The organism is Citrobacter sp. Cpo015 (genome assembly GCF_030333035.1).
In the GTDB taxonomy this organism is placed as follows: Bacteria; Pseudomonadota; Gammaproteobacteria; order Enterobacterales; family Enterobacteriaceae; genus Citrobacter; species Citrobacter portucalensis.
On the sequence record NZ_JAOWGS010000037.1, the window covers coordinates 805,873 to 825,806 of the forward strand.

The 19,934-nt window shown below is 52.3% G+C and carries 23 protein-coding genes; 19 read left to right on the plus strand and 4 right to left on the minus strand.

What is annotated here, in order from left to right:
* Nucleotides 1-72: 72 nt before the first annotated feature.
* On the minus strand, nucleotides 73-888 hold the full coding sequence (locus tag OGY67_RS19600) for a S1 family peptidase (protein ID WP_286574412.1): 816 nt from the start codon (nucleotides 886-888) through the stop codon (nucleotides 73-75).
* A 133-nt stretch (nucleotides 889-1,021) separates the two neighbouring features.
* Here OGY67_RS19600 and OGY67_RS19605 point away from each other — a divergent pair, with 133 nt between their 5' ends.
* The 8 genes from OGY67_RS19605 to OGY67_RS19640 all read left to right on the plus strand — a co-directional run bounded on the left by OGY67_RS19605 (nucleotide 1,022) and on the right by OGY67_RS19640 (nucleotide 8,130).
* Nucleotides 1,022-2,194: a phage tail sheath protein gene (locus OGY67_RS19605; RefSeq protein WP_286574413.1), complete on the plus strand. Its 1,173-nt coding sequence runs from the start codon at nucleotides 1,022-1,024 to the stop codon at nucleotides 2,192-2,194.
* A 9-nt stretch (nucleotides 2,195-2,203) separates the two neighbouring features.
* Nucleotides 2,204-2,719 (plus strand): phage major tail tube protein, encoded by a 516-nt coding sequence (locus OGY67_RS19610; RefSeq protein ID WP_286574414.1) that lies wholly within the window; start codon nucleotides 2,204-2,206, stop codon nucleotides 2,717-2,719.
* A gap of 54 nt (nucleotides 2,720-2,773) precedes the next feature.
* Nucleotides 2,774-3,076 carry a phage tail assembly protein gene (locus tag OGY67_RS19615; RefSeq protein WP_001744189.1) on the plus strand — a complete coding sequence of 101 codons (303 nt, stop codon included), beginning with the start codon at nucleotides 2,774-2,776 and terminating at the stop codon, nucleotides 3,074-3,076.
* Nucleotides 3,077-3,090: 14 nt separating this feature from the next.
* Nucleotides 3,091-3,210, plus strand: a complete 120-nt coding sequence (locus OGY67_RS19620; RefSeq protein ID WP_001397628.1) for a GpE family phage tail protein — start codon at nucleotides 3,091-3,093, stop codon at nucleotides 3,208-3,210.
* Nucleotides 3,203-6,268: a phage tail tape measure protein gene (locus OGY67_RS19625; RefSeq protein ID WP_286574415.1), complete on the plus strand. Its 3,066-nt coding sequence runs from the start codon at nucleotides 3,203-3,205 to the stop codon at nucleotides 6,266-6,268. The genes OGY67_RS19620 and OGY67_RS19625 overlap by 8 nt, the downstream gene beginning before the upstream one ends.
* Nucleotides 6,265-6,750: a phage tail protein gene (locus OGY67_RS19630; protein ID WP_286574416.1), complete on the plus strand. Its 486-nt coding sequence runs from the start codon at nucleotides 6,265-6,267 to the stop codon at nucleotides 6,748-6,750. The genes OGY67_RS19625 and OGY67_RS19630 overlap by 4 nt, the downstream gene beginning before the upstream one ends.
* Nucleotides 6,747-7,847 carry a phage late control D family protein gene (locus tag OGY67_RS19635; RefSeq protein WP_286574417.1) on the plus strand — a complete coding sequence of 367 codons (1,101 nt, stop codon included), beginning with the start codon at nucleotides 6,747-6,749 and terminating at the stop codon, nucleotides 7,845-7,847. Before OGY67_RS19630 ends, OGY67_RS19635 begins: the two co-directional genes overlap by 4 nt.
* Before the next feature lie 67 nt (nucleotides 7,848-7,914).
* Nucleotides 7,915-8,130, plus strand: a complete 216-nt coding sequence (locus OGY67_RS19640) for an ogr/Delta-like zinc finger family protein (protein ID WP_089617627.1) — start codon at nucleotides 7,915-7,917, stop codon at nucleotides 8,128-8,130.
* 63 nt (nucleotides 8,131-8,193) lie between these two features.
* On the opposite strand, the gene OGY67_RS19645 is transcribed toward OGY67_RS19640, so the two are convergent.
* Nucleotides 8,194-8,832 (minus strand): GIY-YIG nuclease family protein, encoded by a 639-nt coding sequence (locus OGY67_RS19645; protein ID WP_286574418.1) that lies wholly within the window; start codon nucleotides 8,830-8,832, stop codon nucleotides 8,194-8,196.
* Nucleotides 8,833-8,907: 75 nt separating this feature from the next.
* On the opposite strand from OGY67_RS19645, the gene OGY67_RS19650 reads away from it, so the two are divergent.
* A complete protein-coding gene (locus tag OGY67_RS19650; RefSeq protein ID WP_148362183.1) occupies nucleotides 8,908-9,165 on the plus strand; it encodes a hypothetical protein in 258 nt (85 codons plus the stop codon).
* 264 nt (nucleotides 9,166-9,429) lie between these two features.
* Here the strand turns inward: OGY67_RS19650 and OGY67_RS19655 are convergent, their stop codons facing one another.
* The gene (locus OGY67_RS19655; protein ID WP_003831652.1) at nucleotides 9,430-11,115 is read right to left on the minus strand and encodes an aspartate:alanine antiporter; all 1,686 of its coding nucleotides are present in this window, start codon (nucleotides 11,113-11,115) and stop codon (nucleotides 9,430-9,432) included.
* 269 nt (nucleotides 11,116-11,384) lie between these two features.
* Here OGY67_RS19655 and OGY67_RS19660 point away from each other — a divergent pair, with 269 nt between their 5' ends.
* On the plus strand, nucleotides 11,385-11,765 hold the full coding sequence (locus OGY67_RS19660; protein WP_003035356.1) for an inner membrane protein YbjM: 381 nt from the start codon (nucleotides 11,385-11,387) through the stop codon (nucleotides 11,763-11,765).
* A gap of 34 nt (nucleotides 11,766-11,799) precedes the next feature.
* On the opposite strand, the gene OGY67_RS19665 is transcribed toward OGY67_RS19660, so the two are convergent.
* The gene (locus OGY67_RS19665) at nucleotides 11,800-12,063 is read right to left on the minus strand and encodes a GrxA family glutaredoxin (protein ID WP_003035358.1); all 264 of its coding nucleotides are present in this window, start codon (nucleotides 12,061-12,063) and stop codon (nucleotides 11,800-11,802) included.
* A gap of 172 nt (nucleotides 12,064-12,235) precedes the next feature.
* Between OGY67_RS19665 and OGY67_RS19670 the strand changes: the two genes are divergently transcribed.
* The 9 genes from OGY67_RS19670 (at nucleotide 12,236) to OGY67_RS19710 (ending at nucleotide 19,932) form a co-directional block, all read left to right on the plus strand.
* Entirely contained in the window at nucleotides 12,236-12,526 is a 291-nt protein-coding gene (locus OGY67_RS19670; RefSeq protein ID WP_008784242.1) for a DUF1418 family protein, read from the plus strand.
* Nucleotides 12,510-13,232: a nitroreductase NfsA gene (gene nfsA / locus OGY67_RS19675; protein ID WP_008784243.1), complete on the plus strand. Its 723-nt coding sequence runs from the start codon at nucleotides 12,510-12,512 to the stop codon at nucleotides 13,230-13,232. Before OGY67_RS19670 ends, nfsA begins: the two co-directional genes overlap by 17 nt.
* A gap of 59 nt (nucleotides 13,233-13,291) precedes the next feature.
* Nucleotides 13,292-14,194: a 30S ribosomal protein S6--L-glutamate ligase gene (rimK, locus tag OGY67_RS19680; protein ID WP_003831660.1), complete on the plus strand. Its 903-nt coding sequence runs from the start codon at nucleotides 13,292-13,294 to the stop codon at nucleotides 14,192-14,194.
* Between the two features lie 90 nt (nucleotides 14,195-14,284).
* Nucleotides 14,285-14,761 (plus strand): type III secretion system chaperone family protein, encoded by a 477-nt coding sequence (locus tag OGY67_RS19685; protein ID WP_003831662.1) that lies wholly within the window; start codon nucleotides 14,285-14,287, stop codon nucleotides 14,759-14,761.
* Between the two features lie 433 nt (nucleotides 14,762-15,194).
* Nucleotides 15,195-16,307, plus strand: coding sequence for a spermidine/putrescine ABC transporter substrate-binding protein PotF (potF, locus tag OGY67_RS19690; RefSeq protein WP_003831664.1), 1,113 nt, complete (start codon nucleotides 15,195-15,197; stop codon nucleotides 16,305-16,307).
* Between the two features lie 138 nt (nucleotides 16,308-16,445).
* The gene (gene potG, locus OGY67_RS19695; protein ID WP_003831665.1) at nucleotides 16,446-17,579 is read left to right on the plus strand and encodes a putrescine ABC transporter ATP-binding subunit PotG; all 1,134 of its coding nucleotides are present in this window, start codon (nucleotides 16,446-16,448) and stop codon (nucleotides 17,577-17,579) included.
* Between the two features lie 9 nt (nucleotides 17,580-17,588).
* Nucleotides 17,589-18,542: a putrescine ABC transporter permease PotH gene (gene potH, locus OGY67_RS19700; protein ID WP_286574419.1), complete on the plus strand. Its 954-nt coding sequence runs from the start codon at nucleotides 17,589-17,591 to the stop codon at nucleotides 18,540-18,542.
* Nucleotides 18,539-19,384 carry a putrescine ABC transporter permease PotI gene (gene potI, locus OGY67_RS19705; protein WP_008784246.1) on the plus strand — a complete coding sequence of 282 codons (846 nt, stop codon included), beginning with the start codon at nucleotides 18,539-18,541 and terminating at the stop codon, nucleotides 19,382-19,384. Before potH ends, potI begins: the two co-directional genes overlap by 4 nt.
* Nucleotides 19,385-19,443: 59 nt before the next feature.
* Entirely contained in the window at nucleotides 19,444-19,932 is a 489-nt protein-coding gene (locus OGY67_RS19710) for a YbjO family protein (protein WP_003035378.1), read from the plus strand.
* Nucleotides 19,933-19,934 lie beyond the last annotated feature (2 nt).

The window sequence follows — 19,934 nt, forward strand, 5'->3', positions numbered from 1 at the left end:
TGCTGCTGTGTTTTTAATGCGGAAAGTAAATGGGGGGCAACAGTATATTTACATTCGCTGAATCGGATTTTTTCATTCGTAGGGGCTTTTAATATCGAGAATGTTATTTGTTTCTTCCGCAAAGTGAATGAAGGTTGAGGCCACTAAACATTTCTCAGTTTTAGATCTATGCTCCTTAAATATCCCTACGACACGAAGTGTCAACGCTTCAGTATGAATATTCTGCATTATTTGTAACACCGGTGCACCACTCATTCCTTCCAGTAATGGCACTGATGAGAAAGTGCTGGCAGGTTCTGTCCTTACAGGCGTTCCTTTCCCTTGCCTTGAATCGAATGGGAAATGAAGCTCTTCATTTAGAGTGTTGTATTCAAAATGATGGTGCACGAAATTAAATCGCTGCAAGCCTTTGCCTGGTCTGTCTTTATGGATTTTGTTTTTCGATGAGGGAAAACCAGAAATTATCATGGAAGATGTGGGGATGAGATCAGTACGGGGGCTATCGGTGAAAAATATAAAACCTTTTCCAGAGGTAAGCATTTCCTTTGGGAGTTCAATGAAGGCATAGTCTTGTTCGGAATTGAAAAAAACAGAGACTTTCTCAAAAGGATATACTTTATCTTCAACTCTAAAATATCGGCTATCAAGGTCTTTTAAATCATGAATGACGTGACTTGCTGTAACTATAAAAGGATTGCCACCTAATAGCATCAGAAAGCCACTGCCCATTGTAAGCGTTTCTTTTCTGCTATTTGGTTTTGGCGCATGGAATGAGACAAAAGCTCTTTCCCATTTTTCTGTAAGTTGTGATGCAAGGTTATCATCTATACCGTAAGGGTATAATTCTAATATAGATGGATAAGGATAATTGAAGGAAGGGATTAGCATGTGGACTCCTGTATGTAAATGTGACTAACACTTACCTGAGTCTGATTGTACCGTCAATGGCACAATGTCAACTGGATGATGTAAAGCATCAATAAGGCCAATGTATCTCAGTAATATAACTGGAGATATCTTTATGGCTCAGGATTACCACCACGGGGTGCGCGTTGTTGAAGTCAACGACGGCACCCGATCCATTACCACGGTGAGCACCGCCATCGTGGGCATGGTCTGCACCGGCGATGATGCTGATGCGTCCATGTTTCCCCTCAATAAGCCGGTTCTGCTGACCGATGTGCTGACCGCCAGCGGTAAAGCGGGCGAGTCCGGCACGCTGGCCCGTTCACTGGATGCGATTGCCGACCAGTCAAAACCCGTGACCGTCGTTGTGCGCGTAGCGCAGGGCGAAACCGAAGCGGAAACCACCTCCAATATTATCGGTGGCGTCACGTCCGACGGTAAAAAAACGGGTATGAAAGCGCTGCTTTCTGCGCAGTCGCAGCTGAAAGTTAAGCCGCGCATTCTCGGTGTGCCGGGGCATGACACGCAGGCGGTAGCCACTGAGCTGATGAGTGTGGCGCAGAGTCTGCGAGGGTTTGCCTACCTCTCCGCCTATGGCTGCAAGACGGTGGAAGAAGCCATTGCTTACCGGGACAATTTCAGCCAGCGAGAGGGGATGCTGATCTGGCCTGATTTCATCAACTTTGACACCGTTCTGAAAGATGATGCAACGGCTTACGCCTCCGCCCGTGCGCTCGGTCTGCGCGCCAAAATCGACGAACAGACCGGATGGCACAAAACCCTGTCCAACGTGGGTGTGAATGGTGTCACCGGTATTTCCGCTGATGTGTTCTGGGATCTGCAGGATCCGGCAACGGATGCGGGGCTGCTGAACCAGAATGACGTCACCACGCTGATCTGCAAAGACGGGTTCCGCTTCTGGGGTTCCCGTTGCCTCAGTGACGATCCCTTGTTTGCGTTTGAGAACTACACCCGCACGGCGCAGGTGCTGGCTGACACGATTGCAGAGGGGCACATGTGGGCGGTGGATAAGCCACTGAATCCGTCACTGGCCCGCGACATTATCGAAGGTATCCGCGCCAAATTACGCAGCCTGGTGAATCAGGGATACCTCATCGGGGCGGACTGCTGGCTGGATGAGTCAGTGAACGATAAAGACTCCCTGAAAGCCGGGAAACTCACCATCGACTACGACTACACGCCTGTGCCGCCGCTTGAAAATCTGATGCTGCGCCAGCGCATCACCGATCGCTACCTGGTCGATTTTGTCAGCCGTGTCAGCGCATAAGGGGGATACATGGCATTACCACGCAAGTTAAAACACCTGAACCTGTTCAACGACGGGAACAACTGGCGGGGGATCGTTGAGTCCCTGACCCTGCCGAAATTCACCCGCAAATTTGAGAAGTATCGCGGCGGCGGTATGCCGGGCGCGGTGGATGTGGATATGGGGCTGGATGACGGCGCACTGGACACGGAATTTTCAATCGGCGGCACCGAACTGCTGTTATTCAAGCAGATGGGCAAGGCAACCGTTGACGGAATCCAGCTGCGTTTCACCGGTTCCATTCAGCGTGACGATACCGGCGAAGTGCAGGCCATTGAGCTGGTTGTGCGCGGGCGTCATAAAGAAGTGGATTCCGGCGAGTGGAAAACCGGCGAGAGCAGCACCACCAAGGTCAGCAGCACCAACAGCTACGCGAAGCTGACCATTAACGGCGAAGTGCTCTATGAGGTTGATCTGGTCAACATGATTGAAATCGTGGACGGTGTGGACCTTATGGAAGCACACCGTAACGCCCTCGGCCTCTGATTTAACTTAACGGCGCGGTGACCCGCGCCAGTCTCTGATTAACAGGAAACGAACATGAGCGACAAGCTGACTGAAAAAACCGTACAACTGGATACGCCCATCATGCGCGGTAAAACCCAAATCACCGAAATAGTGCTGCGTAAGCCGCAGTCCGGTGCGCTGCGCGGCACCCGCCTGCAGGCCATTATGGATATGGACGTGGGGGCCATGATGACAGTGATCCCGCGTATTTCCACCCCGACACTGACCGCACAGGAAATGGCTGAACTGGACCCCGCCGATCTCACCGCGCTGTCGGTCGAGGTGGTGACTTTTTTGTTGAAGAAGTCGGTGCTTGCCGGTTTACCGACAGCCTGACGATTGATGACCTGGTGGCGGATATCGCCACCATCTTTCACTGGTCGCCGTCCATCACTGACGTTATGCCGCTGACTGAGGTGCTGGAGTGGCGGCACAAAGCGATTCAGAGAAGCGGGGCCAGCGATGAGTGACAATAGCCTGCGTCTGCAGGTGATTCTGAATGCGGTTGACAAGCTCACCCGCCCATTTCGATCCGCGCAGGCCAGCTCAAGGGAGCTGGCTGCTGCTGTCAAAAAATCCCGCGATGCAATAAAGCAGCTTGATCAGGCCGGGAGCCGTCTGGACAGCTTCCGAAAGCTACAGGCAGAAAATCAGAAACTGGGCGACCGGCTGAACTATGCCCGCCAGCGTGCAAATTTACTCAGTCATGAGCTGGGCGCGATGGGGCCACCTTCCCAACGGCAGGTTGTTGCTCTGGGCCGCCAACAGCTGGCTGTTCAGCGTCTGGAAGAACGCCAGAAAAAGCTGCAGCAGCAGACTGCGCTTGTGCGTGCAGAGCTTTATCGTGCCGGTATTTCAGCCAGTGATGGTGCCAGCGCGACGGCCCGCATTACCCGTGAAACAATGCGTTATAACAGGCAACTTTCTGAACAGGAAGCAAGGTTACGACGTGTCGGGGAGCAACAGCGAAAAATGCACGCCGCCCGTGCGGCATACTCCAGGAGTCTTGAGGTAAGGGATCGCATTGCCGGAGCCGGGGCCACCACCACGGCTGCGGGGCTGGCAATGGGCGCGCCGGTTATGGCTGCAGTTAAGAGCTACGCCAGTATGGAAGATGCCATGAAAGGCGTGGCAAAGCAGGTAAACGGGCTGCGTGACGATAACGGCAACCGTACAAAACAGTTTTATGACATGCAGGATGCCATCAAGGCTGCCAGTGAGCAGCTGCCGATGGAGAATGGCGCTATAGACTATGCCGCGCTGGTTGAGGGGGGCGCGCGCATGGGCGTGACCAGCCAGGATGATCCTTACGAAGACCAGAAACGTGACCTGCTGGCCTTTGCATCCACGGCGGCAAAAGCTGCAACGGCCTTTGAGCTGCCAGCCGATGAGCTGGCGGAAGGGCTGGGAAAAATCGCGCAGCTCTATAAAGTTCCGACGCGCAATATTGAACAACTGGGCGATGCGCTGAACTACCTGGACGATAACGCCATGTCAAAGGGCGGGGACATTATCAACGTCCTGCAGCGCATGGGGGGCGTGGCTGACCGCCTTGACTTCCGAAAGGCTGCGGCGCTGGGTTCAACATTCCTTTCTCTTGGGGCTGCCCCGGAAATCGCCGCCAGCGCCTCTAATGCCATGGTGCGTGAACTGTCCATTGCCACCATGCAAAGTAAACGCTTCTTTGAAGGTATGGACATGCTGAAACTCAATCCTGCGGAGATTGAAAAGCAGATGACCACCGATGCAATGGGCACCATTCAGCGGGTTCTGGAGAAGGTCAACAATCTGCCGCAGGATAAACGCCTGTCAGCCATGACAATGATTTTTGGTAAAGAGTTTGGCGATGATGCGGCAAAGCTGGCTAACAACCTGCCTGAGCTGCAGCGTCAGCTGAAACTCACATCAGGCAGTGGTGCTAATGGCTCCATGCAGAAAGAATCCGACATTAACAAGGATTCATTGTCTGCGCAGTGGTTGCTGGTTAAGACGGGCGCGCAGAACGCTTTCAGCAGCCTGGGGGAAACGTTGCGTCAGCCACTGATGGATATTATGGGCATGGTTAAGGGCGTGACCGGGGCGCTGCGTCGTTGGGTGGAGCAGAATCCCGTGCTGGCTGGCACGCTGATGAAAGTGGCGGCGGCTACGGCGGCTATCACTGTCGGGCTGGGTACACTTGCCGTGGCGATGGCTGCTGTGCTGGGGCCGATTGCGGTGATTCGGTTTGGACTGTCTGTGCTGGGTGTAAAAACATTACCTTCCGTTGCTGCTGCAGTAACACGTACTGGCGGTGCCCTGTCATGGCTGGCAGGTGCGCCACTTTCCCTGTTGCGTCGGGGGATGGCGTCATCCGGTGGCAGTGTCGGGTTGCTGAGTGCCCCGCTTAATTCCCTGCGTCGCTCAGTTGGAATGGCGGGTAATGCACTGAAAACGGTGGCAGGTGCGCCGCTTGCCGTGTTCCGTGCCGGTATGTCAGGCATCCGTAATGTTATCGGTATGGTGATGAACCCGCTGGCGGCGTTGCGGGGTGGGCTGACAGCTGCCGGTGGCGTGTTGCGTTTTCTTGTTTCTGGTCCGCTGGCATTACTTCGCGGTGCGCTGTTTGGCATTTCTGGCCTGCTGGGTGCGCTGCTCAGTCCGATAGGGCTGGTTGTGGCTGCGCTGGCTGGTGTGGCGCTGGTTGTGTGGAAATACTGGCAGCCCATCAGTGCATTTCTGGGGGGCGTGGTGGAAGGGTTCAAAGCCGCTGCTGCACCCATCAGCGCCGCCTTTGAGCCGCTCAGATCCGTGTTTCAGTGGATTGGTGACAGGGTGCAAGCCTTGTGGGGCTGGTTCAGTGATTTACTTACCCCGGTTAAATCCACTTCCGAAGAACTGAACAGCGCAGCTGCAATGGGGCGCCGGTTTGGTGAGGCGCTGGCGGAAGGTCTGAATAGGGTGATGCACCCGCTGGAGTCTCTTAAATCCGGTGTGTCATGGCTACTGGAAAAGCTCGGTATAGTCAGTAAGGAGGCGGCAAAGGCGAAACTGCCTGCGCAGGTCACGCAGCAACAATCCGCCACAGTGAACAGTGACGGCAAAGTGGTGCTGCCGCCCGGCTGGTTCCCGGCTTACGCAGGGATGTACGACACGGGCGGGATCATTCCACGCGGGCAGTTTGGCATTGTTGGAGAAAATGGCCCTGAAATTGTGAACGGACCGGCAAATGTCACCAGCAGACGGCGTACTGCTGCACTTGCCTCTGTCGTTGCTGGCGTGATGGGGGTAGCTGCGGCACCTGCAGAAGCGGCTCCGCTTCATCCGTTCAGTCTGCCTGCGAGGGCATACCAGACTCAGCCAGTGAAGGTTGACAGCCCGCCGTCAGTTATTCGTTATGAGATAAATGCGCCCATTCATATCGTCGCGCAGCCGGGACAGAGTGCGCAGGATATTGCCCGTGAAGTGGCACGCCAGCTTGACGAGCGGGAACGCAGGGCCAGGGCAAAAGCGCGCAGCAATTTCAGCGATCAGGGGGGGTATGAATCATGATGATGGTGCTGGGTTTATATGTCTTTATGTTGCGCACTGTCCCTTATCAGGAACTGCAGTATCAGCGCAGCTGGCGCCATGCAGTCAACAGCCGGGTAAACCGCCGTCCTTCCACGCAGTTTCTTGGCCCGGATAACGACTCGCTGACCCTGTCCGGTGTGCTGCTGCCGGAAGTCACCGGTGGCAGGCTGTCATTGCTGGCGCTGGAGTTGATGGCAGAGCAGGGCAAAGCCTGGCCTTTGATTGAAGGCAGCGGAACCATTTACGGCATGTTTGTTATTGAGAGTCTGAGCCAGACAAAGACGGAGTTTTTTGCAGGCGGAATGCCCCGGCGCATTGAGTTTACGATCACCCTCAAACGGGTTGATGAGTCGCTGTCTGACATGTTCGGGAACCTGAGTGACCAGCTCAGCAACCTGCAGGACTCTGCAGCTTCTGCTATTGGGGGGATTAAAAACACGGCTGGAGGATTGCTGCAGTGAACGTTAATTCTGATCTCCTGAATCTGAACAGCAAAAGCCCGGCATTCAGTATCGTCATTGAAGGTAAGGACGTGACGACCGTGCTGGATACGCGCCTGATGAGTCTGACGCTGACGGATAACCGGGGCTTTGAAGCGGACCAGCTTGATTTGGAGCTGGACGACGCCGACGGTCTGATTGCTCTGCCGCGACGTGGGGCAGTGATTCAGCTGGCGCTGGGCTGGAAAGGCCAGCCGCTTTTCCCTAAAGGGGCTTTTACCGTGGATGAAATTGAACACAGCGGTGCCCCTGACCGACTGACCATCCGGGCGCGTAGCGCAGATTTCCGTGAAACCCTCAATACACGGCGCGAAAAATCATGGCATCAGACAACGGTGGGGGAGGTGGTAAAGGAAATCGCCGCCCGGCATAACCTCAAAGTGGCGCTGGGTAAAGACCTGACGGATAAGGCGCTGGATCATCTGGACCAGACCAATGAAAGCGATGCAAGTTTTCTGATGAAACTGGCGAGACAGTATGGGGCGATTGCTTCTGTTAAGGACGGGAACCTGCTGTTTATCCGGCAGGGACAGGGAAGAACGGCAAGCGGCAAGCCGCTGCCGGTTATCACCATCACGCGCAAAGCCGGTGACGGTCATCGGTTCACCCTTGCTGATCGTGGTGCCTATACCGGCGTTATTGCCAGCTGGTTGCATACGCGTGAACCCAGGAAAAAAGAGACAACCAGTGTTAAGCGTCGTCGAAAGAAAACCACCACACCCAAAGAGCCGGAAGCAAAACAGGGAGATTATCTGGTGGGAACGGATGAAAACGTGCTGGTTCTTAATCGTACCTACGCCAACCGGAGCAATGCAGAGCGCGCAGCAAAAATGCAGTGGGAACGTCTGCAGCGTGGGGTTGCTTCATTTTCCCTGCAGCTCGCTGAGGGGCGGGCTGATCTCTATACGGAAATGCCGGTGAAGGTGATGGGGTTTAAGCAGCCGATTGATGATGCAGAATGGACCATTACCACCCTGACGCATTCTGTCAGCCCGGATAATGGATTTACGACCAGCATGGAGCTTGAAGTGAAAATAGATGAGTTCGATATTGAATGATTAGTTCCAAATTGAGAACAATGATGTATCATTATTGCGGACTGGTTAATAGTGAGGGCTGATTATTATGATGAATTGTCCTATGTGCGGGCAGGCGGCACATACTCGAAGCAGCTTCCAGGTTTCCAATGAAACCAAAGAACGGTACAACCAGTGCACTAACATAGAATGTGGGCATACCTTCGTAACGCATGAAACGTTTGTTCGTTCAGTGTGCCGTCCACAAAAAATCAGCGCTGCACCACCTCATCCGAAAGGGATGCAGGAACAATTAGCTTACTGATATTGACCCGCCGCTGGCGTAATAGGGTTCTCAGTACTGAACTGGATTACGTAGCGGCGGATTTCATATGTGGCTTAATTCCACCGGGACAGCTTGCTTCACCATTTCTGCAACTACACTCCTGCTAAATCCTGTTTCATCTGCAATTTCCATTAGTTTGGCTTCTGCCATGGCTTTGCTGCGCATTGCTGAAAGGATAGGTTTAAAGGCGTGGTTGTTACCCTGAATGTTTAATGGCAGCGAAATGCTGGAAATTAGCGTTTCTTCCAGTACCCAGGGTTCTTCATTGGCTACCCAATATACTTTTGCATTCTTTTCCATCCACTGGTCCAGCCATTGCTCGCCAGGGTGGGTAAATGTCGTTCTCTTTCCCGAGCCAACCCGACGGAGCGGGAAATTGCTTTCCGTCGCCAGTAAAACCCCGAGCGTGCGTCTGAGTGTTGAGCTTTCGGCGTTTCCGCTATAGTGGGTTTTGATGCGCTGTCGAAGATTGGCGCGGCTATTCGGTTTGCCTTTTTTATCAGGTGAAATACCGACATAGAGCAGTGTGTATCCATTCTGAGTTATGCAGCCTTCAGTTGGTACGCCAGAGGGGATCTCTTTGAACCACCAGAAATAAATCCCATTCACAGCAGGAACAGGTGTGGGGCAACTCATGACATCTGTTCTGCTGAATGTTTTGTCAGGATAAAAATTAAACACTCATATTCTCCGCGCTGATTCATCCTGATATTTTATGGGATCATCAACTGGGAATGCTTGATTTACTTAGGGGGAATGATGAGTTTGAGAGTCACGACACAGCAGGTGGATACCTGGAAGAAACGCATTCAGCGGGATGGTTTGAAAGGTTCTACTTACTTTTGCCAACAAAGTGGAGGTGTTTGGGTTTCTGCATCAGCCGATCATCAGCCAATCTGTCAGAAAGTTTTAGGGAAGGATTCAGGAACAAGTTCTTTAGCGAGTTATTTGCGCTGGGATGATGTCGGCGCGGTTGCTTTGGTTGAGCTGTTGTACGCGATTGAAACAGCATAAAGCAAAGACTTACACCGACATGCTAAAACTGCTGTCGCCACTTTGTCGCCATGCGTTGAACAGTGGGCGTGTAACTGATTGATTAAAAAAGACGTGAATTTCAGGCAACAAAAAACCCATCAACCTTGAACCAAAACGGCGGGGTTGATGGGCTCCACAAATTGGGGACATCAAAGAAAAGCAGTGGCAATAGTTATGACTGACGCCTTGAAGAAAAGTTCTGCTTACCTGCAAAAATTTTTCAATTAAGGGAAAATTTCAGCGCTACCCAAGGCCAGGCCAGACAATGACGATGAGTGTCCCCGCTAATGTCAGCAGAACGTTAGCAATCGCGTAGGTCCCGGCATAGCCTAACGCAGGGATGTTGCTGCGTGCGGTGTCGCTGATGATTTCCATTGCCGGAGCACAGGTACGTGCGCCCATCATGGCACCAAACAGCAGGGCACGGTTCATGCGCAATACGTAAGCACCAAACAAGAAACAGATGACAACCGGAACCAGGCTGACTACCAGACCGGCAATCAACATTTGACCGCCGACGGCACCCAGGCCATTACCAATGCCGCTGCCTGCGCTTAAACCGACGCCTGCCATGAATACCATCAGGCCAAACTCTTTCACCATATTCAGCGCACCCTGTGGGATATAGCCAAATGTGGGGTGGTTGGCTCGCAGGAAGCCCAGCATGATCCCGGCGAACAGCAGTCCAGCCGCATTCCCGATGCCGAAGCTGAAATTACTGAACTGGAAGGTGATCATCCCGATCATCAGACCGATGATAAAGAAGGCGCAGAAGGCCAGCAGATCGGTCACCTGACTGTGAATGGAAATGAAGCCGATACGATCGGCAATGGTTTTCACGCGACGAGCATCACCGCTGACCTGCAACACGTCGCCTTTATTGAGTACGACGTTGTCATCAATAGGCATTTCAATCTGGCTACGGATCACGCGGTTCAGGAAACAACCATGGTCGGTCAGTTTCAACTGGGCCAGGCGACGACCAACGGCATTGTGGTTTTTCACCACAATTTCTTCAGTGACGATGCGCATATCGAGCAGATCGCGATCGAACACCTCTTTACCGTTACGGAAGCTGGGATCGAGGCGAGCATGGGCGTCCGGATAACCCACCAGGGCTATCTCATCGCCCATTTGCAACACCGCATCACCATCCGGGTTGGCCAGAATGCCGTTGCGACGGATGCGTTCAATGTAACAACCGGTCTGGCGATAAATACCCAGTTCGCGCAGATTTTTGCCATCGGCCCATGCCACTAGCTCAGGGCCAACACGATAGGCGCGGATCACCGGGAGGTACACTTTACGATTGGCGTCGGTGTCCAGACCTCGTTCACGCGCGATTTGTTGGGCGCTGGTTTGCAGATCCTGATGCTGCAGTTTCGGCAAATAGCGCGCACCAACAATCAGGCTGACCAGACCAATCAAATAGGTGAGGGCGTAACCCAGGCTCAGGTTATCGAGAGCGCTTGAAAGTTGTGTCCCTGTCATTCCTGAATGGCGCAAGGTATCACCCGCGCCGACCAGCACCGGCGTTGAGGTCATCGAGCCAGCCAGCATACCCGCCGTCAGGCCGATGTCCCAGCCAAATAGCTTACCCAGCCCCAACGCGATCAGCATTGCGCTACCGACCATCACCAGGGCAAGCATTAGATAATTTTTCCCATCGCGAAAAAAAATCGAAAAAAAGTTGGGACCGGCTTCGACGCCGACGCAAAAAATAAACAGCATAAAGCCGAGATTTAATGCATCGGTGTTAATACTAAAGTGCTGCTGACCTAATAATAGGGAGACCACTAAAACGCCAATGGAATTACCGAGTTGGACTGAACCCAGACGTAATTTGCCCAGACACAGGCCCAGAGCCAGGACCACAAATAATAACAGGATGTAATTCCCATTTAACAAATCTGCGACGTTTATATTCACGGAGACTAACTTCTTGTTTACTAGTAAGCTATTGAAAGAAATGGCAATTTACGCTAATGTTTTTGCCAGAAATTAAGGGGCGATAGCATCGTACACAGCCCCGAATAATGCAGCATAACAATATATGCGGTTAGTTTAATCTCATTACGTATCAACGGCTATAAGAATCGTGTGGGTGTGTTTTTGGCATGGAATGCCGAGTTACTTTATCTGACTGGACGCCTGCGGGCGAAAAGAGTGTTCGATAGAGAATGTGTCAGGAGGAACGATTGAAACATAAGCAAAGTTGGGCGAGTGCGGTCTGCTGCTTTGTGCTCTTTATTGTGGTGTGTCTTTCATTAACGCTGAACGTGAAAGGGGCATTCAGAGCGGCAGGGCATCCTGAGGTCGGATTGTTGTTTTTTATCTTACCTGGTGCTGCAGCAAGCTTTTTTTCCCATCGTCGGGAAGTGCTCAAACCCCTGCTTGGTGCAATGTTGGCGGCGCCGTGCTGCCTGTTACTGATGCGGTTCGTTTTTATGCCGACGCGTTCATTGTGGCAAGAGCTGGCGTGGTTGTTTAGTGCGGTGTTTTGGTGCGCACTTGGCGCATTATGTTTTTTATTTATCAGTAGCTTATTCAATCAGCATCAACGGCGGAAAAAGAACTGATGACGCCCTCAAGGTGAGGGCGTAGAAACCGCTATCAGGCGAACAGATTCATGTTCTCTTTTGCCCAAGCTTCAAAATCCGTGCAGCCGCCGATGTGTTTTTGATCGACAAAAATCTGCGGAACGGTTTCAACTGGCTTACCTACCGTCTTTTCCAGATCTGCTTTGGTAATTCCTTCAGCATGGATATCAATGTAGCGGAAGTTAAAATCGTCATGCTCACTGCTTAATTTTTCTGCTAATTCTTTTGCGCGCACGCAATACGGGCACCCTGGGCGACCAAAAATAACGGCAAACATCTCTTTCTCCTCGAACTTATCAGGCCGGATGGCAATACTGGTTATGATGCCGCGATTTGTGACGGATGGAAAGCAGGTTCAGCCTGTTGCTTTGATATCCTCAAGCTATATCTGTTAAACACGGCAAGCCGGAACGTTTTATAATGGAAGCCATTTCGCCGGGAGGCCGCGTATGCGCACAATTGGTGTATTACCCAAAAGCGTATTGATGCTGGAAATAATTGGGATGGTTTTGTTATCGCTGGCGCTGCTATCGCTTAACGATTACCTCACCTTGCCCGCACCGCTTAACAGCCCGTTAGCCTGTGTGGTGATGATATTTCTGGGCGTACTGCTGATGCTCCCTGCTGCGGTGGCGTTGATGTGGCGTGTTGCTCAACTGCTGGCACCGCAACTGATGTCTCGCGCACCCGGTGATTCAACTGATTCAGACAGAGACAAAAGAGATGACTCCAACCATTGATTTACTTCGCAGCCACCGTTCCATTCGCCATTTTACTGATGATGCCATTTCGGATGCACAGCGTGAGGCGATTATTGCCGCCGCTCAGGGAACGTCAAGCTCCAGTTTTCTACAGTGCACGACGATCGTTCGCATAACGGATAAATCCCTGCGTGAATCACTGGCTACCTTATCTGGCGGCCAAAAGCATGTGGCTCAGGCCGCTGAGTTCTGGGTGTTTTGCGCTGATTTTAACCGTCATTTGCAGATTTGCCCTGACGCGCAACTTGGGCTGGCGGAACAGCTGCTGCTGGGCGTGGTTGATACTGCAATGATGGCGCAAAATGCATTGACGGCGGCAGAGTCGCTGGGACTTGGCGGCGTGTTTATTGGCGGTTTGCGTAACAATATTGAGCCGGTCACCGAACTGCTGAAGCTTCCGCAACATGTTCTGCCGCTCTTTGGATTGTGCCTCGGCTGGCCTGCGGATAACCCGGATATCAAGCCGCGCCTGCCCGCGTCGCTTGTGGTGCATGAAAACCAATACCAGCCACTCAACAGTGATGTGTTGGCGCAATATGATGAGCAGCTCGCGCAGTACTATCTGACCCGAGGCAGCAATACCCGCCGCGACACCTGGAGCGATCATATTCGCCGTACCATCATTAAAGAAAGTCGCCCCTTTATCCTGGAATATTTGCATAAACAGGGATGGGCCACGCGCTAAAGATTTTAACCCAGTGTATGATACGCCAGCTTTTACCAGGTCATTCAGAGAGGTGCAGGGTGAAAATTGCCATTTTGTCCCGGGACGGAACGCTCTATTCTTGTAAACGCCTGCGTGAAGCGGCGATGCAGCGCGGTCACCTGGTTGAAGTTATCGATCCCCTTTCTTGCTATATGAACATCAGCCCGGCGGCATCCTCTATTCATTACAAGGGCCGTCAGCTTCCCCATTTCGACGCGGTGATCCCGCGGATTGGTTCCGCGATTACCTTTTATGGGACCGCGGCGCTGCGCCAGTTTGAGATGCTGGGTAGCTATCCGTTGAATGAATCGGTAGCGATTACGCGAGCGCGCGATAAGCTGCGTTCGCTACAGCTGCTGGCGCGTCAGGGAATTGATTTACCCATCACCGGAATTGCTCACTCTCCGGACGATACCAGCGACATGATTGACATGGTTGGCGGTGCGCCGTTGGTGGTGAAACTGGTTGAAGGCACCCAGGGGATTGGCGTGGTGCTGGCGGAAACGCGGCAGGCTGCAGAAAGCGTGGTAGATGCGTTTCGTGGGGTGAATGCCCATATCCTGGTTCAGGAATATATCAAAGAAGCGAAGGGGCGCGATATCCGCTGTTTCGTGGTGGGCGATGAAGTAGTGGCCGCCATTGAACGACGGGCTAAAGAGGGCGATTTTCGTTCTAATCTCCATCGTGGTGGGGTGGCGACTATTGCGAGTATCACGCCGCGCGAAAGAGAAATTGCGCTCAAAGCCGCCCGCACGATGGGCCTGGACGTTGCAGGCGTTGATATTCTGCGCGCTGATCGAGGGCCACTGGTCATGGAGGTCAACGCGTCTCCGGGGCTGGAAGGCGTGGAGAAAACCACCGGAATAGACATTGCCGCGAAAATGATCCAGTGGATCGAGCGCCATGCTACTCCTGAATTTTGTCTTAAAATCGGCGGCTAAGCGCAATATCGATTGCGATCGTGGTATGACACGCTCTTTTTGCGTAAGCTGTGCCGGTATTTTTTTCATCAATAGAGGTCGCACATTATTATGACATCACTGGTCGTTCCCACTCTGGATACGTTGCGTCAATGGCTCGACGACCTGGGCATGAGTTTTTTTGAATGCGATACCTGTCAGGCGCTGCACTTGCCACACATGCAGAATTTTGACGGCATCTTTGATGCAAAAGTTGATTTGGTCGATAACGTCATTCTGTTTTCTGCGATGGCGGAAGTCAGACCTTCTGCATTGCTGCCACTGGCAGCCGATCTGTCTGCGATCAATGCCAGTTCACTGACGGTGAAAGCGTTTCTGGATATGCAGGATGATAATCTGCCAAAGCTGGTGGTTTGCCAGTCTTTATCCGTTACGCCGGGCGTAACGTTTGAGCAGTTTGAATGTTTTGTTCGCCAGAGCGAAGAGCAAATATCGATGGTGATCCTCGAAGCCGGAGCGCATCAGCTGTTATTTAATGCTGAAGAAGATGCGCAAAACAGCACCGCTGAAATTCATTTCCTCCATTAATTCTTCCTGAATCTGGACATATATCGCGCAGCCGCTGCCAGAGCGGTTGCGTATTGCCTGTTTTTATTCTGCATTTAACCTTTCATTAAAGAATTATTCACCTCGATTCAGCGCCTTCCGCTTTATGTCATAGACAATTCCTGCATAAAAAATTGATAAAAGACGTTTTTTAATCTGGGCTATATCCACAATTCCTGGCTAAAGTTATTCTTGCGAAGCTTACCAACGTCATCATTTAAACAGCCCCTTGTGACCTGACCTGTGGCCACAATGTGTGTTGAATGCATAGGCGGATGCCAGCGAGCAACAGCGGCATGAGGAGAGGTCTCTCTTTTCATCGGTGCCGCATGAAAGAATATGCACGTTTCTTGCATATCATTAGAGTGTGACATTTTTGTTCGTTTGTTAACGAACTTTCAGAAGGAAAGAGATTATGACCGCCTTAAATAAAAAATGGTTATCAGGCCTGGTTGCGGGTGCTCTGATGGCCATCTCTGCCGGCACGCTCGCTGCTGAACAAAAAACGCTGCATATATATAACTGGTCTGATTATATTGCCCCGGACACGGTGGCTAATTTTGAAAAAGAGACCGGAATTAAAGTTATCTATGACGTATTTGATTCCAATGAAGTACTGGAAGGTAAGCTCATGGCTGGCAGTACCGGCTTTGACCTTGTCGTTCCTTCTGCCAGCTTCCTTGAGCGTCAACTGACTGCGGGCGTATTCCAGCCGCTTGATAAGAGCAAATTGCCGGGCTGGAAAAATCTTGATCCTGAACTGCTGAAGTTGGTGGGTAAACACGATCCGGACAACAAGTTCGCGATGCCGTATATGTGGGCTACGACCGGTATTGGTTATAACGTGGATAAAGTCAAAGCGGTGCTGGGGCCAGATGCGCCGGTTAACAGCTGGGATTTAATCCTCAAACCGGAAAATCTGGAAAAACTCAAAAGCTGCGGCGTCTCTTTCCTCGATGCGCCCGAAGAGGTGTTTGCCACGGTGCTGAACTATTTGGGTAAAGACCCAAACAGTACCAAAGCGGATGATTACACCGGACCGGCAACCGATCTGCTGTTGAAGCTGCGCCCAAATATTCGCTACTTCCACTCCTCGCAATATATTAACGACCTGGCAAACGGTGATACCTGCGTCGCGATTGGCTGGGCAGGGGACGTATGGCAAGCGGCAAACCGTGCGAAAGAAGCGAAAAATGGCGTCAATATCTCCTTCTCAATTCCTAAAGAAGGTGCAATGGCGTTCTTTGACGTATTCGCGATGCCTGCCGATGCGAAAAACAAAGATGAAGCCTATCAGTTCCTCAATTACCTGCTGCGCCCTGATGTGATTGCGCATATCTCCGACCACGTGTTTTATGCCAATGCCAACAAAGAAGCGACGGCTCTGGTCAGCCCTGAAGTTCGTGACAACCCGGGTATCTACCCGCCTGCGGATGTTCGCGCCAAGCTGTTCACACTGAAAGTACAGGATCCGAAGATCGATCGTGTACGTACCCGCGCATGGACGAAGGTAAAAAGCGGGAAATAAACCGATGTTTGGGACATGACCCGGCAGGATTTTTGCCTGCCGGGCAGCGTTGAACCCGGACACATATAACCCGGCAATACGCACCGTTATGGTGCGTTATTTGCACCGTTTCTTTGTTTTATGCCGGAGAGCACCTGAGTGAATGATGCAACCCCACGCCCACAAGCGAAAATCCGCAAGGCGCTGACCCCGCTGCTTGAAATTCGCAATCTGACCAAGTCATTTGACGGTCAGCACGCCGTTGATGACGTCAATCTTACTATCTACAAAGGTGAAATATTTGCTCTGCTCGGCGCGTCCGGCTGTGGCAAATCGACTCTGCTACGGATGCTGGCGGGATTTGAACTGCCGACTACCGGGCAAATCATGCTGGATGGCGTCGATTTAGCGCATGTCCCGCCTTATCTGCGTCCGATTAATATGATGTTTCAGTCCTATGCCCTGTTTCCGCACATGACGGTGGAGCAGAACATTGCCTTTGGCCTCAAGCAGGACAAGCTGCCGAAGGCTGAAATCGCCAGTCGGGTGAATGAGATGCTGGGACTCGTGCATATGCAGGAGTTCGCCAAGCGTAAGCCGCATCAGCTTTCTGGCGGTCAGCGTCAGCGCGTGGCATTGGCGCGCAGCCTGGCAAAACGCCCGAAGCTGCTGCTGCTGGATGAACCAATGGGGGCGCTGGATAAAAAACTCCGTGATCGCATGCAACTGGAAGTGGTGGATATCCTGGAACGCGTCGGTGTGACCTGCGTGATGGTGACACACGATCAAGAAGAAGCCATGACGATGGCGGGCCGTATTGCGATCATGAACCGTGGCAAATTTGTCCAGATTGGCGAGCCGGAAGAGATCTATGAACATCCGACTACGCGTTACAGCGCAGAGTTTATCGGTTCGGTAAACGTTTTTGAGGGACTGCTAAAAGAACGCCAGGAAGATGGTCTGGTGATTGAGTCTCCTGGTCTGGTGCATCCGCTGAAGGTGGACGCCGATGCATCTGTTGTCGATAACGTCCCGGTGTATGTTGCGCTGCGCCCGGAAAAAATCATGCTCTGCGAAGCGCCTCCGCCAGAGGGTTATAACTTCGCTGTAGGCGAAGTGGTGCACATTGCCTATCTGGGGGATTTGTCGGTGTACCACGTACGTTTGAAAAGCGGCCAGATGTTGAGCGCCCAGCTACAAAATGAACATCGTTATCGTAAAGGGTTACCAACCTGGGGTGACGAGGTCCGTTTGTGTTGGGATGCGGACAGCTGTGTGGTGTTGACGGTTTAAGGAGCGAAGATGAGTACACTTGAACCTCCAGCACGCGTGGATAAAGCAGGGCGATTCACGCTGTTTATGTCGCGGCTGCAAATGAAGCACGGGCGCAAGCTGGTGATCGCGCTGCCGTATGTGTGGCTGCTGCTCCTGTTTCTGCTGCCTTTTCTGATCGTCTTCAAAATCAGTTTGGCTGAAATGGCGCGCGCTATTCCTCCCTATACGGACCTCGTTTCATGGGCTGACGATCAGTTATCCATCACGCTCAATTTAGGCAATTTTTTGCAATTGACGGACGATCCGCTCTATTTCGATGCCTACATGCAATCGTTACAGGTGGCGGGAATTTCGACAATCTGCTGCCTGCTGCTGGGATACCCGCTGGCATGGGCCGTCGCGCACAGTAAACCCTCAACGCGTAATATTCTGCTGTTGCTGGTGATCCTGCCGTCCTGGACCTCGTTTTTAATTCGCGTATATGCCTGGATGGGGATCCTGAAAAACAACGGCGTGCTGAACAACTTCCTGATGTGGTTGGGCGTCATCGACCAACCGTTGACGATTTTGCACACCAATCTGGCGGTCTACATCGGTATTGTTTACGCCTATTTGCCCTTTATGGTGCTGCCGATTTATACCGCGCTGACCCGTATTGATTACTCGCTGGTGGAAGCTGCGCTGGATTTAGGTGCCCGGCCGCTGAAGACCTTCTTTAGCGTGATTGTACCGTTGACCAAGGGCGGCATTATCGCCGGGTCAATGCTGGTATTTATTCCGGCTGTTGGCGAGTTTGTGAGCCCGGAACTGTTGGGCGGCCCGGATAGCATCATGATTGGCCGTGTGCTTTGGCAAGAGTTTTTCAATAACCGCGACTGGCCGGTGGCTTCTGCTGTCGCCATTATTATGCTGCTGTTACTGATTGTGCCAATCATGTGGTTCCATAAATATCAGCAAAAAAGCGTGGGGGAACACGGATGAATAACTTACCGGTCGTTCGCTCGCCGTGGCGTATTTTTATCCTGGTAGTGGGCTTTACCTTCCTGTACGCGCCTATGCTGATGTTGGTTATCTATTCGTTTAACAGCTCGAAGCTGGTGACGGTCTGGGCGGGGTGGTCAACACGTTGGTATGGCGAGCTTTTCCACGATAGCGCGATGATAAGCGCCGTCGGCATGAGTTTAACGATTGCTGCGGGCGCTGCGACGATGGCGGCAATCCTTGGCACCATCGCCGCCGTGGTAATGGTGCGCTTTGGTCGTTTTCGTGGTTCGAATGGTTTCGCCTTTATGATCACCGCGCCGCTGGTCATGCCGGATGTCATTACCGGTTTGTCGCTGCTGCTGCTGTTTGTTGCGTTGGCTCACGCCATCGGCTGGCCGGCGGATCGCGGCATGCTGACCATCTGGCTGGCGCACGTCACTTTCTGTACGGCGTACGTAGCGGTGGTGATTTCTTCACGCTTGCGCGAACTGGATCACTCCATTGAGGAAGCGGCGATGGATCTCGGCGCCACGCCGCTGAAGGTCTTTTTCGTCATCACCCTGCCGATGATTATGCCGGCGGTGATTTCCGGTTGGCTATTAGCCTTCACGCTGTCACTCGATGATCTGGTTATTGCCAGCTTTGTCTCTGGTCCTGGCGCCACAACGTTACCGATGTTGGTGTTCTCCAGCGTACGTATGGGGGTGAACCCGGAGATCAACGCCCTGGCGACGCTGATCCTTGGTGTGGTAGGAATTATCGGATTTATCGCGTGGTATCTGATGGCGCGAACAGAAAAACAACGGATCCGCGATATCCAACGTGCAAGACGCGGCTGAAAAAACTAAAATCTGCCAACCTGTCTATACGGCGCAGCTGTGGTGGTTGCGCCGTTTTCATGGAAGACGACGCGTTGGGATTTTTTAAGAAATCATCCACATCACATGCTCGCTTAAACGTCCCTGCTTTGGTGCAGGTGGCGGCGCTGGCTATTATCATGATCCGCTGTCTCGATCTGTTGATGATTTTTAATACGCTTGGGTTTCGTGGAACCAGTGAGTTTATTCATCGCAGTGTGCAGACCTGGAATTTGACGCTGGTGTTTCTGGGCAGTCTGGTGCTGCTATTTATCGAAATTTACTGCGCATTTTCGCTGGTAAAAGGACGGAACTGGGCACGCTGGATCTATCTGTTGACCCAGATTATCGCCAGCGTCTATCTGTGGGCGGCTTCGCTGGGCTACGGATATCCAGAACTGTTCAGCATTGCGGGGGAGTCCAGACGCGAAATCCTGCATACGCTGGTGATGCAAAAACTGCCGGATATGCTGGTATTGCTGCTGCTGTTTGTTCCTGCGTCCAGCAGGCGGTTCTTCCGTTTGCAATAACG

Coding starts and splice junctions, on each gene's coding strand:
- OGY67_RS19670 (WP_008784242.1), top strand. CDS start 12,236: ATGCGCACAATTGGTGTATTACCCAAAAGCGTATTGATGCTGGAAATA.
- OGY67_RS19615 (WP_001744189.1), top strand. CDS start 2,774: ATGAGCGACAAGCTGACTGAAAAAACCGTACAACTGGATACGCCCATC.
- OGY67_RS19665 (WP_003035358.1), bottom strand. CDS start 12,063: ATGTTTGCCGTTATTTTTGGTCGCCCAGGGTGCCCGTATTGCGTGCGC.
- OGY67_RS19710 (WP_003035378.1), top strand. CDS start 19,444: ATGGAAGACGACGCGTTGGGATTTTTTAAGAAATCATCCACATCACAT.
- OGY67_RS19605 (WP_286574413.1), top strand. CDS start 1,022: ATGGCTCAGGATTACCACCACGGGGTGCGCGTTGTTGAAGTCAACGAC.
- OGY67_RS19625 (WP_286574415.1), top strand. CDS start 3,203: ATGAGTGACAATAGCCTGCGTCTGCAGGTGATTCTGAATGCGGTTGAC.
- potF (WP_003831664.1), top strand. CDS start 15,195: ATGACCGCCTTAAATAAAAAATGGTTATCAGGCCTGGTTGCGGGTGCT.
- OGY67_RS19600 (WP_286574412.1), bottom strand. CDS start 888: ATGCTAATCCCTTCCTTCAATTATCCTTATCCATCTATATTAGAATTA.
- potH (WP_286574419.1), top strand. CDS start 17,589: ATGAGTACACTTGAACCTCCAGCACGCGTGGATAAAGCAGGGCGATTC.
- OGY67_RS19610 (WP_286574414.1), top strand. CDS start 2,204: ATGGCATTACCACGCAAGTTAAAACACCTGAACCTGTTCAACGACGGG.
- OGY67_RS19685 (WP_003831662.1), top strand. CDS start 14,285: ATGACATCACTGGTCGTTCCCACTCTGGATACGTTGCGTCAATGGCTC.
- OGY67_RS19650 (WP_148362183.1), top strand. CDS start 8,908: ATGATGAGTTTGAGAGTCACGACACAGCAGGTGGATACCTGGAAGAAA.
- nfsA (WP_008784243.1), top strand. CDS start 12,510: ATGACTCCAACCATTGATTTACTTCGCAGCCACCGTTCCATTCGCCAT.
- potI (WP_008784246.1), top strand. CDS start 18,539: ATGAATAACTTACCGGTCGTTCGCTCGCCGTGGCGTATTTTTATCCTG.
- OGY67_RS19630 (WP_286574416.1), top strand. CDS start 6,265: ATGATGATGGTGCTGGGTTTATATGTCTTTATGTTGCGCACTGTCCCT.
- OGY67_RS19640 (WP_089617627.1), top strand. CDS start 7,915: ATGATGAATTGTCCTATGTGCGGGCAGGCGGCACATACTCGAAGCAGC.